18 protein-coding genes are annotated in these 16,517 nt (G+C 39.0%); 8 read left to right on the top strand and 10 right to left on the bottom strand.

The genetic code is table 11. The annotated features are described in order from the left end of the window. Positions 1-22: 22 nt before the first annotated feature. From BZG42_RS04110 to BZG42_RS04075, 8 genes are all read right to left on the bottom strand, one after another. The gene (locus tag BZG42_RS04110; protein ID WP_106083807.1) at positions 23-520 is read right to left on the bottom strand and encodes an antirestriction protein ArdA; all 498 of its coding nucleotides are present in this window, start codon (positions 518-520) and stop codon (positions 23-25) included. Positions 521-535: 15 nt separating this feature from the next. After that, positions 536-757: a hypothetical protein gene (locus tag BZG42_RS04105; RefSeq protein ID WP_006906978.1), complete on the bottom strand. Its 222-nt coding sequence runs from the start codon at positions 755-757 to the stop codon at positions 536-538. A 54-nt stretch (positions 758-811) separates the two neighbouring features. After that, a complete protein-coding gene (gene mobT, locus BZG42_RS04100) occupies positions 812-1,993 on the bottom strand; it encodes a MobT family relaxase (RefSeq protein ID WP_269207173.1) in 1,182 nt (393 codons plus the stop codon). Between the two features lie 209 nt (positions 1,994-2,202). Beyond that, a complete protein-coding gene (locus tag BZG42_RS04095; RefSeq protein WP_155965657.1) occupies positions 2,203-3,579 on the bottom strand; it encodes an FtsK/SpoIIIE domain-containing protein in 1,377 nt (458 codons plus the stop codon). A 35-nt stretch (positions 3,580-3,614) separates the two neighbouring features. Then, positions 3,615-3,995 carry a YdcP family protein gene (locus BZG42_RS04090; RefSeq protein ID WP_155965655.1) on the bottom strand — a complete coding sequence of 127 codons (381 nt, stop codon included), beginning with the start codon at positions 3,993-3,995 and terminating at the stop codon, positions 3,615-3,617. Between the two features lie 16 nt (positions 3,996-4,011). Continuing rightward, positions 4,012-4,326 (bottom strand): YdcP family protein, encoded by a 315-nt coding sequence (locus BZG42_RS04085; protein WP_155965653.1) that lies wholly within the window; start codon positions 4,324-4,326, stop codon positions 4,012-4,014. 324 nt (positions 4,327-4,650) lie between these two features. After that, positions 4,651-5,793: an AAA domain-containing protein gene (locus BZG42_RS04080; protein ID WP_155995508.1), complete on the bottom strand. Its 1,143-nt coding sequence runs from the start codon at positions 5,791-5,793 to the stop codon at positions 4,651-4,653. Between the two features lie 38 nt (positions 5,794-5,831). Further along, the gene (locus BZG42_RS04075; RefSeq protein WP_155995506.1) at positions 5,832-7,085 is read right to left on the bottom strand and encodes a DUF2130 domain-containing protein; all 1,254 of its coding nucleotides are present in this window, start codon (positions 7,083-7,085) and stop codon (positions 5,832-5,834) included. A 186-nt stretch (positions 7,086-7,271) separates the two neighbouring features. Between BZG42_RS04075 and BZG42_RS04070 the strand changes: the two genes are divergently transcribed. The 3 genes from BZG42_RS04070 to BZG42_RS04060 all read left to right on the top strand — a co-directional run bounded on the left by BZG42_RS04070 (position 7,272) and on the right by BZG42_RS04060 (position 9,922). Further along, positions 7,272-8,093 (top strand): Cof-type HAD-IIB family hydrolase, encoded by an 822-nt coding sequence (locus tag BZG42_RS04070; protein WP_155995504.1) that lies wholly within the window; start codon positions 7,272-7,274, stop codon positions 8,091-8,093. An 88-nt stretch (positions 8,094-8,181) separates the two neighbouring features. After that, on the top strand, positions 8,182-9,402 hold the full coding sequence (pepT, locus tag BZG42_RS04065) for a peptidase T (protein WP_155974503.1): 1,221 nt from the start codon (positions 8,182-8,184) through the stop codon (positions 9,400-9,402). A 127-nt stretch (positions 9,403-9,529) separates the two neighbouring features. After that, positions 9,530-9,922, top strand: coding sequence for a DUF5684 domain-containing protein (locus BZG42_RS04060; protein WP_155995502.1), 393 nt, complete (start codon positions 9,530-9,532; stop codon positions 9,920-9,922). Positions 9,923-10,189: 267 nt separating this feature from the next. Here BZG42_RS04060 and BZG42_RS04055 read toward each other — a convergent pair whose 3' ends face one another. Continuing rightward, entirely contained in the window at positions 10,190-11,041 is an 852-nt protein-coding gene (locus BZG42_RS04055; protein WP_227990262.1) for an AEC family transporter, read from the bottom strand. 154 nt (positions 11,042-11,195) lie between these two features. Between BZG42_RS04055 and BZG42_RS04050 the strand changes: the two genes are divergently transcribed. From BZG42_RS04050 to BZG42_RS04030, 5 genes are all read left to right on the top strand, one after another. Then, a complete protein-coding gene (locus BZG42_RS04050) occupies positions 11,196-11,513 on the top strand; it encodes a PadR family transcriptional regulator (RefSeq protein ID WP_024531862.1) in 318 nt (105 codons plus the stop codon). Then, positions 11,510-12,628: a DUF4097 family beta strand repeat-containing protein gene (locus BZG42_RS04045; RefSeq protein WP_155995500.1), complete on the top strand. Its 1,119-nt coding sequence runs from the start codon at positions 11,510-11,512 to the stop codon at positions 12,626-12,628. Before BZG42_RS04050 ends, BZG42_RS04045 begins: the two co-directional genes overlap by 4 nt. Before the next feature lie 181 nt (positions 12,629-12,809). Further along, a complete protein-coding gene (locus BZG42_RS04040) occupies positions 12,810-14,003 on the top strand; it encodes a cation diffusion facilitator family transporter (protein ID WP_120171580.1) in 1,194 nt (397 codons plus the stop codon). Positions 14,004-14,383: 380 nt separating this feature from the next. Further along, positions 14,384-14,704, top strand: a complete 321-nt coding sequence (locus tag BZG42_RS04035) for a transposase (protein ID WP_155963061.1) — start codon at positions 14,384-14,386, stop codon at positions 14,702-14,704. Next, complete coding sequence (locus tag BZG42_RS04030) at positions 14,701-15,588, top strand: IS3 family transposase (protein WP_201443302.1); 888 nt, start codon at positions 14,701-14,703, stop codon at positions 15,586-15,588. The genes BZG42_RS04035 and BZG42_RS04030 overlap by 4 nt, the downstream gene beginning before the upstream one ends. A 91-nt stretch (positions 15,589-15,679) precedes the next feature. On the opposite strand, the gene BZG42_RS04025 is transcribed toward BZG42_RS04030, so the two are convergent. Next, the gene (locus BZG42_RS04025) at positions 15,680-16,510 is read right to left on the bottom strand and encodes an amino acid ABC transporter substrate-binding protein (protein WP_165437153.1); all 831 of its coding nucleotides are present in this window, start codon (positions 16,508-16,510) and stop codon (positions 15,680-15,682) included. Positions 16,511-16,517 lie beyond the last annotated feature (7 nt).

Here is a 16,517-nt window from a genome sequence, read left to right as displayed (position 1 = left end):
CTGCCGCTAACTTTGGCAGACATCAGTAGATGATTTCAAAAATTCCACGGCTTGTATGGATAAAAGTTCCTGAAAGCTCCAAGTCACGACCAAAGGATTCATAATCAATATAGTTTTGTAAATTTGCCGGCACTTCGCCAAGCATTCCGGTTTCCTCAATGTAATAGCGTGCCACATCTGCCATATCATCACAGCCAGAATGCAGGATAATATCGTCCTGATGTTCGCTTAATTCCTCAATACTTGAAAAATGCGTAAGGAGGGCGGAAAGCTCTGACTGCAAATCTTCCGGCAGGTCACATACAAGCTCATAAAGACGGTTCAGTTCCTCAAGAGGGGTATATTCGTCAATGTCAAAAGGAAGTTCGTAATCATGAATGGCATACTCCTCATACTCATCATCTAATCCGATTTTTTCTTTAACTTCCTCAAAATCCACAGGGAGCTTAAACCAAGCCCCCACGAGTTCTCCCTCATTGTATTTACCGAGGTTGGCAATATATACCTGCATATCGTCCATTTCTTCACACCCTTTCTAAGCTCCGATGATTTTATTGAATAACTCCAATAAAATATCCTTGACACCGGCTGCGTTAAATACCAGTCCCACTGCGATAATCGCAATGATAAGAAAGCCGATAAGTTTGGAAAATTCACGCTTAAAGCCAAGATACAAGCCAATCACAACAATAGCTAAAAGCACCAGTGATTGTGCGTTTGATAAAAACCAGTTATAAAGATTTTGTCCAAAGTTCATTACAATATTCTCCTCTCTGATAAAAAATAAGTTTGTTTTGAAAATGTAATCATACTAAACGATTACGTCTTTGATATTTGCTGACTGTTGTTTAAGAATCTGCCTGTGCTTATCTGTCAGCTTTGCATGCTCAAGCAGAGTATTTACCGTCTGTGTCTGGTTGATTTCGTCCAGCTTTAGTGCCACCTTTAAGGTCGGGGCTACCTGACGAGCCAGCCAGTTCAGCGTGCGTTCATAGGTATAGGGTTCGGGCTTTGTCGTGAGTTTTAAGCGGTCACGGTGATTGCCGATAAACCAAGCCCACTCATCATTTAATTTCCAGTCACAGCGTGGTCTGTTATCGTCCCTGTCCACAAAGCGGATATAGCGGTTGATAATCTTAAAGGCGGTCTGTTCCGGATTGTCAAAGACAAGCAGGTCACGAACGGCATAATAGGCACGCTCATTTTTCAGACGGATTTCAAATCGGTTTTTTACTTCCGCTTCACTGATGGGGATATGATTTTTCTTGTACTGCTCATAATCCTTTTCATAGATACAAAAGTAAACCTCACTTTGAAGAGAACCGATATAAAGCGTATTTCCCATACACTCTTTTTCATCTTTACGTACCAATTCTCCACTTCGGTAGCTTTTGAAACTGCGAAAGACGGAAATACATTCTTCCTGCCTGCATTTTTCGGTAAGCAGAGGAATATTCAAAATGCCGGTTCGGTCATTGATGGCTAAATCCAGTCTTTTCATCACACCGCCAGCCGATAAAGCGTCCATGAAAAATTCGTACCAGCTTCGCTCCTGCGCCAATAGATAGGCTTCAAACTGTCTGCACCCACGTCCTTTTAGTTCTACCAGAATGCCCTTGTTAAGCTCCTGTGATGAGAGGACAAATATATCCCCTAAAGCGTAATGCTCTGAATAAGAGTAAAAACCGTAATCCTCATGAAGAAAATAGGACAGCTTTAGTCGCAGGATATGTTCTATGACATATCTGACCTCTGTTGTCGGAAAGCGAATCCTTATATAGTCGAAAATAAGCTCAAGGGGAGCATTGGGATTAAAACGCTCCAAGGTTTCAAAGAGTGAGTGCTCCAGTTCTTTTGACGGTGTCACTTTTCCTGTTTCAATATCGCTTAGATATTGCCTTGTAATGCCTGTACCACTTGCCAGACGGCTTTGTGAAATACCATAAGCTAATCGGGTTTCTTTTAACTTTTTAATATGATTTTCTTTCTCCAGTAAAATCCCTCCTGTCTAAAAAAGCACATGTCAACTTTGAAAGTTTATCTGACACATGCCTCAATTCTTATAATCCCTTGCCCAAAAGGGATTAAGAGATTATAAATTGATTGTTTTTTATCGATTTGTACCCCCCTGTTAGATACGGGGGGTGAATGGTTGGCGTGGCTGTCGCCACACCAACCGGCAGACAGCCCGCACGGCAAGGCTTACGCTTCGCACGCCTTTTGTGCGTCCTGCCTGCCGTCTGCGAGTTTCTTTATCTCCCCTAAGAAGTCATGTCCTTTCGGTACAAGGGGTGTGTAAAATTCAGATATGACACTTGTTCCTACGTCAACATAGCCACGACCTTTGATTTGCTTTAAGAAAAAATCCTTCTGCACATCACTTCCAAACATCATGCCATAGCCCATTTCAGACATACGACCTAAAGCCACCCTGAAATTAAACTGGTCACGGATACCGTCGCCAAGATATTTTGCGTCCGGTCTTTGGCAGGCTAAGATTAAGAAAAAACCTGCCTGCCGACCTAACATGACTATCTGTTTTAACTTGTTTAAGACAGCGGTATTCTCCTTTGTTCCAAGCATTTCCATAAAAGCGACATATTCATCAAAAATCAGAAAATGAGCCGGAAGTCCCAAATAGGCATAGTTTTCACCTGTTTTGTAGTTTGTCATTTCTTTCATAGCCGTACTGCGTTCCACCATTTCCTCATAGAATCTGTCAATGCAGGAAAGTATATCTTCCTTTTGGTAATAAACATCTTTCATGACAGAACCTAAGTCTGCAAGGTCGGCATTTTTCGGGTCAAGGATATACAGTTTTGCGTTTGTACGGAGCAGGGCTTCAATCAGGGTCAGGATAAAATAGGTTTTACCGCCACCTGTACCGCCTGCAATCAGCATGTGAGGGAGTTTGTCATATTCCCACCAGATATTTTTCATCAGGCGGAGCCTTCCATTTTTTGCCTGTACTTCATCAATGGATATGCGGTTGGCAATCATGTCATAAAGCAGGGTATATTCCACATAAGAATCTTTCAGCTCTTTTTCGGTCAGCTCACAATATAAGCCACTTTCTAACTTTTTCTCTAAATGCAGGAGCTGTTCCTGATACTTGCCCAGTGTGATTTCTACACATATCCGTATCAGACCGTTTTTCATGTGGTAATAGATTTTCGGGAAGTAGCTTATCTTTTCCCTTGTCCGACCGGAAGAATCTTCAAAAATACCCTCTGATTTTACCTGTTTTACTTCATACCATTTATTTTCCAGTATCATTCTGGCTAATTTCTGACGATGGTAGAGTTGTTTTATCCAGTCATAACGATAGCGTCTAATCACAAAAATCAGTGACAGACAAACAATACCGGAAATGATACAGCTTAAAGCAAGGTAGGGAGTATTGATTTCACTTGCCTTTGGTAAATGAAACTCCTGCCGATTTATCTCTAAGATAGTTTTGGCATGAAACAGGGCGACTACAAGAATAAACACCGGCAGGAGTATAGATATGACTGTATGAAAGACCAAATCTTTATCGCTTGGTCGAATCCGTTTACCGGAAAAAAGCCACTGTTTCATCTGCGTATTCCTCCTTTCGATTTTTTCTCTTTCTCTTATTTTTCAGTAACAGGCTCTTTTTTAGGAGCTTCTCTTTTGAAATTTCCCATATCCTTTGCCAGAACAATATCATCCGCCTTGATGTACCAGTCCACCTCTGCTCCCTGAAAGGTTGCGGTTGCTACTGTATCGGCAACCGGATTGACAAGCTCTACATGTGCGTTATAGTCAAAGTCTTTTAGCGGAACACCGGCTGGAATGCTTACCTGAATCATTCGTCCCTGTCCTTTGGATTTAAGGTCATAGGTACGCTCCTTGATTTCTTCCGAAAGCGTGCCATCTTCCTTTTGAATGCGTACCTCACGACGGAGTGCGGAGAATTTCAGCTCTCCAAAGGTCGCTTCCTTTTCTAAAACAATACCGTTTGCTAATCTCATTTCTTTTCCTCACTTTCTATGCTTTTATCATGTCATCTGCTTCCAAAATATAATTGGTAAAACCTCGTGTGCCGATTTTGTATCCCTCTGCTTTGATACGGGGATTGATGAGCTTTACTTTTTCCTCAAAGGTAAAGTTTTTCTCGCCTGTTTCCGCCGGAAGTGTTACCACAATATCATCTGCTCTCTGTACATCGGAATAGAGGTTATAGCTTCTTGATAAAACGGTAAGCTGTCCGTTGATTCTTCTTTGTATGACCTTATCCTCACCGGCAAACTCCAAGTTTCCAAAAGTCTTTTCCATGTTGGGAATAACATATTTTAGTTCCATATTTTTCGTCCTTTCTGTGATATATTGATTTTTATATTTTCAGTGTGTCTGTCGTGGGAGAGCGACATTTCTTTTCATGAGGTTTTCTTGTCATCATTATCACGACCTTTCAAATTGAGTAAAAAAATAGACACCTCATATTTGAAGTGCCTACCTCTTTTGAATATTCAATTTGTATTGGAAGTGCCTTTTTAATCTTCACCTTTCAAGGAAAATCGTCGTACCAAAGCTCATTCATACGTAGTAAATCAGTAGTAATTTGATTGGTTTTATCCTTGATGGGGTGGAATACTTCCAGTGTTTATGCGGATAATTGGAGTTTTGTTATGTTTTTATTTTAAAAATTAATTTTATCTTCTTATTGCTTTTGTAAAATTCTTCGCACTCATTCCATAATTTAAACAACTTCTTAGAAGAGTGAAGATTTAATTCCATAGGTGATATATTTGTATTTTTAAAGAATTCTTTAAAATGATGGAACTCCGTTTCTAATTCCGATAGTTCTTGCCTTAGGATGGCTATTTTCTCTTGAATTTCAAAAATACGAGGAAGGCTACTTACCTTTTCCTTCAATTCTTTCTGTATGGTTCCCATGTAATCATCTTTTAAAATCCAAGAAGAAAGATCTGGATATTCACCACTCTGGTTGAGAAAAAAATTATCTTTATTTTCCTTACTCCCGAGATAGGCCACCGGAAAGTCAAGTTGATACTTCGCTAGTTTTTCGAGAATATTCTCGACAGCAGCATTGTTATTAGAGACTATTAATACGCTTTTCCCTTGAAATAATATGTTTGCTACAATGTTGAGAATTGTTTGTGTCTTCCCAGTTCCAGGTGGTCCCTGAATAACACTAAATTGATTTGTTAGAGCATTTTTTATTGCTTTATATTGACTATTATTGCAGCCAAAAGGAAAAATCAACTCCTTAAAAAGTGGTAAAGTACTTTTCTGTTTAGGCTTTATGTAACTTGCTAAGGCAGTTGAACTATCTACATAACCTAAATTCTCATATCGTTTTAATAATAATAATTCATCCGTATTTTGACTCCTAAGAGGATTCAACTTAGAAAGTTCTTTCAAATAATTAAAGATATGCTGACTACTCACACATGCCAATTTATTTTGTCGTATCCTTATATCCTCCTCCAGGCATAGCTCACTGGTACCGTTTTTATAAGAAATATTATAAGCAGTTGAATACTTTCCTCTGAATTCAATAATCGACTCAATATTATTTAAAATTTTCCCATCTTGTTTTCTATAAACTCCAATCTCTATTGGATTTAATTCTTTACAAAAACTCAATACCTCAACTCTCTGTGTACCGTAAAGATAGGGTTTAATATTATTCCGGAAATATATTTTAAAATAAGACTTACCGTTATGACGAACCAACTGAATTGATTCAATACGTCCTGTCTTATCTTCTCCATCAATTAAAATAACTTTCTTTATCTTTTCCATATCTTAACTCTCAACGTTACTTATATTTTGTGCCCATTTCATCCTCCCTTCAATGCTTCAAATTTAGCTTTCATGGTTGGATTGTTGCGAGTCAGTTTCTTGACGGAGACATCATCAAGTTTATTATTAGCTAGACGTAGTTGGTTTTCACTGGTCGTAAGGGCAGCCTTAACAGCTTCCATACGTTTGATGGCTTTGTCGATTTCATCAATGGCTTTTTGGAAATTGTTGCTGGCCGACTGATAATTTTTAGCAAAGGCTGTTTTGAAAGTTGCTAGGTCTTCTTCAAAATGAGTAATATCAATATGCTGCTCCCTAACTAAAGCCAACTCTTGTTTGTATTTCAAACTATTAAGTGCAGCATTTCGCAAAAGTCCAATCAATTGGATAAAGAACTGTGGACGGACGACATACATCTTTTCATATTTATGGCTAACGTCTACAATACCCGTATTGTAGTAATCGTTGTCTGCCTCTAACATAGTCACTAGAACTGCGTATTCACACTCTTTTTCTCGGCGGTCCTTATCTAATTCCTTGAAAAAGTCTTCATTCTTATGCTTTTTGATGGTATCATCAGCCTCATTTTTCATCTCAAACATAATCGAAAGGATTTCCACCCCATTTTCATCAAGCTCACGGTAAATATAGTCTCCCTTGGAACCACGCGCTGACACTTGGTTATCCTTTTCAAAGTAAGCATTTGGAAAGGCTAATTGGCGTACCTTATTGAACTCTGCCTCAGCATAAAGCTCTAAGCTTTCCCCAATCGCCTTGGTTGATTGCTGAGCCTTAAAGTTCTTGTAGAATTCCACCTGCTCATCCGCAGCTTTTAGACGCACTTCATACTCCTGACGGGTGTTCGCAAGGGCCAACTCTTGCTTCTGCTCCTGAACAGCCAAAGCCGCTTGAGCCGCATCCCGCTCTTTTTCAACCTTCGCCATCGCTCGCTGTAACTCTAAATCCTTAGCAATACCAATCTTATCTAGTTGAGCCTTTAGCTCTTGAATTTCTTGATCTTTTTGAGAAATAGCAGAGCTGATGTCAAACTCAGTCTGACTAGCTATTTTGTCCAACTTGGCAGTTAACTCAAAGATCTCCTTGTCCTTATCCCCCAGTCGAGTCTGCAAATCATTTTCTGCCTTCTGAATCAATAATTCTGTCTCACGAGCCAACCGCTCATGGACTTCCTTATCAAACTCCGCACCGCGCACCTGAGCTAACAACTGACTGTATTCTGTTTCATTAACCTGAAAAGCCGTCCCACAATGAGGGCATGTAATATTATGCATAATACTCTCCTTATCTCTCCTTCTATTATACCAAAAAAAATCGGTAATCAACCAATGATCATCTATCCGCTTATCATTTTTTAATCATAACTAAGAAAGGATTCCATTATAACAGCAGTCTTTCAAGTATTTCAACCACTCCTCCCCCATTTTGTGCTATACTAGTCTTAAAACAAGGAGGTTCTTATGATAAAACTCATCGCCCTTGACATGGACGGAACGTTGTTAAACGAGAAAAAAGAGTTAATGCAACCACAGATTGAAGCAATCCACAAGGCTGTAGAGTTAGGTGTCACAGTTGTACTTTGTACTGGACGGCCCTTGATAGGTGTGAAGCCTTTCATCAAGCAACTTGGTTTTGACACCAAGAACGAGTTCATCATTGTCAATAATGGTTGTTCAACTCATTCTACCCGTGATTGGAGTTTAATCGATTGGGACGAACTGACCCCTGATGATCTTGACCATCTCAGCAGTTTTACAAATAGTGATGACGTGCAACTTTCTCTATTTGATGAAGCAGAATATTTCGTACTGGCTGAAAAAGCTAACAAGATTGTTCGTATGGATGCTCAAATCGTTGGCACGTCCCCGTTTGCTATTGACCTAACAGAAGCAAAATCTGGAAAATACCGCTTCTTTCAGGCAATGTTCGTCGGCGAAAAGGAGGCAATTGATCAATTTGAAGCAGCATACAATCCACTCCTCAGCCAGAAATACTCAACCGTTCGTTCTCAGGATTATCTTTTAGAAATTTTACCAAATGGAGCCAGCAAGGCTTCTGGTCTGCAAAAATTGGCCAACCGCCTGGGAATTTTACCAGAAGAAATTATGGCTGTAGGGGATGCCAATAACGACCTTGAAATGATTGAGTTCGCAGGACTTGGTATTGCTATGGGAAATGCCAATGACGAGGTTAAAGCCATCGCCCAAGATATCACAGATACCAATGACAACAACGGTGTTGCCAAAGCTATTAAAAAACATATTTTGTCATTGAGAAGCTAATTAGAAACGAAGATGCAGAATGGCTAGTGCATGTCCCATCAAATTGATCCCCTATTAAACCAATTCAAAGATTTACGAAGGAGAAAATATGAAATACCCAACACTTTTAGATCGATTTTTAGTTTACGTAAAAGAAAATACTCGCTCAGATGAAAATTCCACAACTACTCCATCTACTCAAAACCAAGTAGAATTTGCTCAGAATATCCTGTTACCTGAGATGAAGCGCATTGGGTTGCAGGATGTTCACTATCTGCCAAATGGTTTTGCAGTAGGAACTCTACCTGCCAATGATCCTAGTTTGACACGTAAGATTGGTTTCATCGCTCACATGGATACAGCGGATTTCAATGCTGAGGGTATCAATCCACAGATAATCGAACATTATGATGGAAGCCCAATCACACTTGGCACCTCTGGTTACGAATTGCATCCAAAAGATTTCCCACAATTAGCAAATTATCATGGGCAAACCTTGATTACTACGGATGGTACGACCTTGCTAGGTTCTGACGATAAATCAGGTATCGCTGAAATTATGACAGCCATTGAATTTTTAGTAGAAAATCCTGACATCAAGCATTGCGAAATTCGAGTAGGCTTTGGTCCAGACGAAGAGATTGGAGTTGGTGCTGATAAGTTTGATGTAGAGGACTTCGATGTAGACTTTGCTTACACGATGGACGGAGGGCCTCTTGGTGAGCTTCAATATGAAACTTTCAGCGCTGCCAGTGCCAAGATAGATTTCCTAGGGCGCAATGTTCACCCTGGATCTGCCAAAGACCAGATGATTAACGCCTTCCAAATGGCTATTGACTTCCACAACGCACTTCCTGAAACAGACCGACCTGAAAAGACAGAAGGCTACCAAGGCTTCTTCCATTTGATGAATATGGAAGGAAGTGTTGATAGAGCTTCTACTAGCTACATTATCCGCGATTTTGAAGAGACTGATTTCCAAGCTCGCAAACAATTGATGTTGGATATTGCAGAAAGAATGAATGCCAACTTTGATACACAACGTGTTCTTGTTCATCTTCACGATCAATACTATAACATGAAAAAAATCATCGAAAAAGATATGACCCCGATTACAATCGCTAAGGATGTAATGGAAAACTTGGGCATTAAGCCATTGATTGAACCAGTCCGCGGTGGTACAGATGGTTCTAAGATTTCCTTCATGGGTATTCCGACACCAAATATCTTTGCAGGCGGAGAAAATATGCATGGTCGCTTCGAATTTGTCAGTCTTGAAACCATGGAAAAGGCTGTTGATGTGATTTTGGGTATTGTATCCTACAAATAAAAATCAAAAAAGTTAGGTTTCCGGTAGAAATCTAACTTTTTTAAATTCCAAAATATCTATATCTAATTCTTGTATCATTGAACTAATACTGTTATAATAGATATATAAAAACGAAAGGAGTTTCACTATGACAGAAGAATTCTTTATACAAGGTCTTCTCATTGGTATTTGGGGAACAGCACTGCTGTTTTCAGCAATTTGGACTATCCTCGTTACCATTTCCAACTATATTCTCTTTAAAAAAGCAGGTTATGCAGGATGGAAGGCCTTGATTCCTATTTACAATCTCTACATCCAACAATCTATTGCATTTGGATATGAGAAGAGATGGTTTATTCTTTTCTTACTTATAGCTGGTCCGCTTTATGGTATCTATCTAACCTATTGTTTCGGTCGCAGTTTTGGTCTATCTGCTATCCAAGCCATCTTCTATGTCCTTTTTACCCCTATCTTTAACCTCTACCTAGCCTTTAATAGTGATAGTCGCTATCAAGGGCCACAGGATTTCTTTATCGACTGATATTCTTCAAATATAAAGCTTAGACTTTGATGATCTTGCTTGATAAACTCTAGTTTTATCTACACCTACATCCACCTAAGCTGATTTTGATTGAGTATAAGTGGTAAATTTCCCAGATAATAAGAAAAGCCTTCATGTACTGAATCGCATCCAAAATGTTAGATTTTTCTCTAACTTCTGAAGCTCAGTGCATACGAAGGCTTTTTTCATGCAAACATAATGATTAACAGCATCATCAACACTAGACTGACCAAGATGGATAAGGAATTAAGATTGGCGGGCTCTGCTGAATAACTTCCAAGCTTTAAAGCGTAAACAGGGGACATGACGGAAATCGGTGACGCTAGACAAACCAACAGCATGATTTTTCATCATTCTGTCAATAGGGAGAAGGAAATAAAATATACTTCCCATAAGGATATTTATGCACAACCTCAGACAGAGCAAATATATCAATCGCCCTATCTTTTTCCGATCTAGCTTCAGATCGAGAAGGATACCCAACATAAGCATGGCTAAAAACGGATTGGCACTGGCCGCTATAGAAGTAATAGATAAAATCCGACTGGGAATTTGCAGATTTAAACTAGAAAAAGCAAATGTCAGCAGGTAGACAGCAAACGGAACCGAACCAAATAAATTTCGCACTATACTCGCAATTCCCATCTTCTCCCGTTCACTATCAAGACCAACTGCTAGAGTATAATTTCCTCCTAGTACCATAAGAGCATTCCCCGTGTCAAACAGTAAAACAGGTACCAGATAACTCACTGGAAAAAAAGCCTGTACAAAGGGAAGAGTAAAGGTTCCGATATTATAACCTGAAATCTGCACAAGGCCAATACTCTGGATCCGACTGCCTCTTCCACGGGCCTCCCAGTAACCAATCCCATCCATCACGAGATTCATAGCAAATCCAAAAAGCAAGGGAATAAGTAACCCTTCTCCCAGTTGGACTGAAGAAGCTGATACCAAAATTGTACAGGGTAAGGTCACATTCATCACAATGGCCGAAAAAATTCCTGCATCTTCCCGTCGCACCACTTTCCGTAATTTTAGCATATATCCTAGAGCAATCACTAGTAAAAAACCAAGTGCTCGAATCAAAATCTCCGCCATTCCAAAGCCTCCTAAATCTGTTTTATCATATCATATCTCATATTTTTAATGGTTTTTCTATCAATATATAATTTTTTTATATATTTCCCTTGACAAAAGAGATTCATAGGTATAAAATTTATATATAAAATATTTATATAAAAGGAGGGCAAATATGTACTATCCCGTATCATCAGTTTTAATCGAATTTTTGATACTCTCCATCATTGAAAAGCAGGATTCCTATGGATATGAGATTAGTCAGACCATCAAGATTGTTGCAGATATCAAGGAATCTACACTCTATCCCATTTTAAAAAAATTAGGAACTGCTGGTTATGTCACCACTTATTCGCAGGAATATCAAGGGCGAAAGCGGAAATACTACACTATTACTGCACTTGGACGTGGACACATTCCCTTTTTGCAAGAAGAATGGAAGGCTTACAAGGAGCAGATTGATGGTATTATAGAAGGGAGCATTAGAAAATGACACGCGCACAATTTTTAAAAGAATTAGAAGTAAAACTACAACCACTTTCAAGAAAAGAATACGATGAAGCGATGGAATATTTCACCGAACTTTTTGATGAAGCAGGAGCTGAAAATGAAGATGCTATCCTAAAGGATCTTGGTACACCAGAAGAAGTTGCCAAAGAATTATTGAGTAAACTTGCTTCTACTCCTACAATCATTCAGAGAGAGCAAAGCAGGGAGAAAAAATCAAGCTTTTCGCAAGCAAAGTCAGACTTTGATAAAGAGAAGAAGCGAATAGATTTATTAGACTTTAAGCGATTATCTATTAGGTTTGACACAGCAGATTTATCCATATTACCAACAAATGAAGAAACTGCCTACCTACTTTGTGATGAGGATAGTGGTGTAACGATAGAAAATCAAGCAGACCTGTTAACAATTCGACAATCTTTTAATCAAAAGGAAATTTTTTCATCTAACTTCACTTTAAAAACTCTTATACAAGATATCACTCAGCAAATCTTCTCAGACAATCATTTTCAATTATATCTTCCAAAAAATTACCAGCAAAAAGTACTTACTGTCCAACTTGGAAATGGCGATGTGAATCTAGAAAATTTAGCTATTTCAGGGGGAACAATCCAAACTGGTTCTGGAGATATTTTATGCAAAAACTGCCACCTTTCACAGATGAACATAGGTGCAGGCACAGGTGACATAGGGCTTCTTTCTTGTCAAATCGATAAAGGAAATCTTCAAATTGGTAGTGGAGATATTAGCCTCACCAATAGTCAGGTGAAACAATTACAAATCGAGCTTGCCTCTGGTGATATTGACTGTACCCTTTCTCAGTTGGAAAACCTTGACATAGATTGCGCTAGTGGAGACATGGAGTTGACAAATTGCCAATTTATTGGAAAAACTTCCCTAACAAACGTATCTGGCGACATTTCTTTCCGTGATTTCCACAGTAATGCGAACACTACGTCGCTATATATCGAAACTGCCTTTGGTGATTGCGATACAAATCTAACTCTATCACCAAACGGGCGTGGTTTTGCTTATCACGCTCCGCAGGCAAGCGCTGAACTACATATTCAAAGTCAAACCGGTGATATTGAAATATTCTGATCCAAAAGAGCTCTTGGGCTCTTTTGATTTTTAAAGGAAATATCACTCTCTTTCAAACCAATCCTCTATCCCACTATTTAATGTGAAGATTCATATGTGACGATTCGCTAGACTACTCCCTCCTCCATTTGAATTTCCAGTCATTTTTTGCTAGAATATAGGGACTATTGAGGAGGTTCGTATGAAGCAACAAATCCATAATTTAAAGTTAGCCGAGCGTGGGGCTATCCTCTCTATTCTCGCCTACTTTTTTCTCTCTGGTGTGAAACTGACCGCAGGAAACCTCTTCCATTCTGCTGCTTTGACTGCTGATGCCTTCAACAATATTTCCGACATTATCGGCAATATTGCCGTACTTATCGGTCTGAGGATAGCTCAAAAGCCTGCTGATACTGATCATAAATTTGGCCACTGGAAAATGGAAGATCTGGCTAGTTTGATCACTTCTTTTATTATGTTTGTCGTTGGTTTTCAAGTTCTCTACGATACTATACAAAAATTGTTGACCAATACATCTGTCGAAATAGATATCATGGGGGCTATTGTTGGAATCTTTTCTGCTCTAGTCATGCTAGCTGTCTATTTTTACAACCATCGCTTAGCCAAGAAAGTACATTCCAAAGCGCTGGAGGCTGCTGCTAAGGATAACCTGTCTGATACGATTACCTCTATCGGAACTTCCATTGCCATCTTTGCTGCTGCTCTAAATTTTCCAATCGTTGATAAGATTACTGCTATCATTATTACCTTCTTCATTTTAAAAACAGCTTACGACATTTTTATGGAAAGTTTCTTCACCTTGTCAGATGGCTTTGATGAGGAGCTTCTTCATAAATACGAAGAAGACATATTAAAATTACCTAAGGTTGTCTCTGTCAAATCACAGCGTGGACGAACTTACGGCGCCAATATCTATCTGGATATTGTCTTGGAAATGAATCCTGATCTATCCGTTTACGAGAGCCATGAAATTACCGAGCAAGTGGAACAACTCCTGATTCTCAAACATGGAGTTTTCGATGTGGATATTCACGTAGAACCCTCTGAACTTCCTCATGACGAAATGTACGAACATCTCTATGATAAACTCTTCCGCCTTGAAACCGAGATTCAATCACATGCCAAGGGGTACGAAAACCTGATTGATGACCAGTATCTTTTAATTGATGACAACGGTTGTTACTATAATAAAGAGAAAATGCTTGCGCAACATCCTGTTCAAACACTCTACCTATCCAACTACCAAATGGTATCTGTCAGTCAAAAGTCAAAACTGGTTACCTTTGAAATTGGCAACTATGTTCACACCTCTCTCTGGCGTCGTCATGAAAATTGGACCGTCATCTTCCATCAGATTTCTAAGAAACAAGTTTGAAAATGAGCAAAACTCTATAAAACCGTAAAAGACTTAGAATCAGTCAAAATGCTGATCCTAAGTCTTTTTTGATGGGCGTTTTAAAATTCTGGACTAGAGATAGACTTCTTATCTGGTCTCTCTAGCTTATCGCTTATCCTTCAACAGAAAAAAAGAGCACTACAGCTCTCAAAGCGTAGCCCCCCTATCAACATTAGAATAATTTCAAATTTAGAGATTGACTACTATATAATGAAAACTCCGACAAATACTGTTATACCTGCATTTCTCAGAGTTTTTAATTTTTTAAATAAAAGAAAAAAGATTGAAGTGAAAAGAACCACTTATAATGGACAGTATAAAAAAGTTGTATACTGTTCTTATAAGGAGGTTCTTTTCTCATGGCCAAAAAAGGAAGCAAGTTCACCAACTATCCACCCGAGTTCAAAATACAGGTAGTGGAAGACTACCTCAGCGGAAAGAGCGGAGGGATGCCTTCTATTGTCAAAAAATATGGGTTAAAATCAGACAGCCAGGTTCTAACTTGGACAAGAAAATACCGAGAAGACCCTGTTTTACTCACACAGGATTTACGAGGTAGGAAGTCCACTGGTCGTCCCAAAACCAGGAATCTAGAGGAGATGACCCTAGAGGAACAGAATACTTATCTACGAATGGAGAATGCGATTTTAAAGACCTTAAGGACTCTCCTCCATCCGTGAGAAGAGTCCACCTCTATCAAGTAGTTGAGCGGTTGAAAGATCGTTACTCCGTCTCCGCTTTATGTGCCTATTTCGGCTTCCCTAAGTCTTCCTACTACCTTTGGTTGAGCAAGGGGAGGCCGGTCTATAAGCGGTTTGATGCGAACTTAGCCCAAAAGATTACAACTATCTTCCATGACACTCAAAAGGGCTATCGCTTCATCTCTTATCAACTGAGAAGACACTATCAACTTTCCCCTAATCCTAAAACTGTCTTGCGCTATATGCGTATTCTTGGTCACCAGTCTCCTATTCGGAAGAAGCGGTATCACTCCTGCACGCAACGAGAGATAAATGAAAAGGCAAGACACGTCCACTACAACGTGCTTGCCCGAAACTTTAAAGCAGAACGTCCTCTCCAAAAACTGACAACAGATGTCAGCTACGTTTACCACAAACAAGGGAGGATGTTCTTAAGTGTCATAAAAGATTGTTATGACAATTCTATTTTAGCCTATACACTATCAGATTTCAATGATAACAAGTTAGTTTTTGACAATATCGACCTGGTCTTTCATGATTCCTGGGATTCGACCAAAGTCTGTGTCCTTCATTCTGACCAAGGTTTTCAATATACCAATCAACAGTATCTCCGAAAATTAGACCAATATGGTGTGACCATATCTCATTCTGGCAAGGGAAATTGTTATGATAATGCAGTATGTGAGAATTTCTTTTCTCACTTGAAGAGTGAGCCCTTGAGACTATTTCCACCTGAGAATAAAGAAACCCTCGTCCATCAAATCAGGGAATACATTGACTGGTATAATCACCACAGACCACAAGAAAAATTAAAAGGTATGACTCCCTTTGAATTTAGGGAAGCATACCTTCTAAACACCTAACTTTTTTAACTGTCCATTTTATCTGGGGCTTGACAAAGAATATCTCCAAAATGGACTTTTTCTTCAATCTGAGAGCACTACGGCTCTTTCCTTATTTTTTTATTGTGGCTGTTGCCACATCCTCTCCAAACCACTTTTGAGAGATTTCTTGGAACTTGCCTTCCTTATATAGTTCAGCGAATGCTTTATTGATATTATCTACAAGAGTTGTATCAGATTTACGTGCGCCAACTGCAAAAGCTTCATTTTTAAAGCCAGCATCAATAATGTTGTGATCTGCTAGAATCCCCTCTTCTTTCAAATAGTAATTCGCATACACACGATCAATCAGGAGTCCATCAATACGATTATTTTTCAAGTCAATCAGTGCTTCATTAAAAGTCGCATACTGGCTGGCATCATTGTTTTTCACAATGTTCTTTAAAATGGTTGGTTGTGATTCAAAAACAGAATAACCTGATGATCCTGCCTGAGCACCTAAAATCTTATCTTTCATATCAGATACTTGACTAATATTGGAAGTCTTCTTAGCTACAAGGACTTGTTGATTATCCATATAAGGATTTGTAAAGAGAACTTTTTCTTTTCTCTCATCTGTTATCGAATAACCATTCCAAATCAAATCAATATTACCATTGTTCAATTCTGTCTCTTTCAAGTCCCAATCAATTGGTTGCCATTTAACACCGATATTATATTTTTTAAATACTTCCGTTGCTAACTCTATATCAAAGCCTGTATAAGAGCCATCTGTTTGTTCAAATCCCATCGGTACGAAGGTCTTATCAAAACCAATCGTAATAGACTTTTTAGATTCATAAGTCGACCATTTATCAACCTTAGTTGCTGAATTAGTTGATCCACAGGCCACAAGAGCCAGACTAATCACAAGAGCCACAGCTCCAAGGAAAAATTTCTTCATCATCTTA

Source organism: Streptococcus sp. DAT741, assembly GCF_009866825.1.
In the GTDB taxonomy this organism is placed as follows: Bacteria; Bacillota; Bacilli; order Lactobacillales; family Streptococcaceae; genus Streptococcus; species Streptococcus ruminantium.
This window is presented reverse-complemented; position numbering and strand designations above follow the sequence as displayed.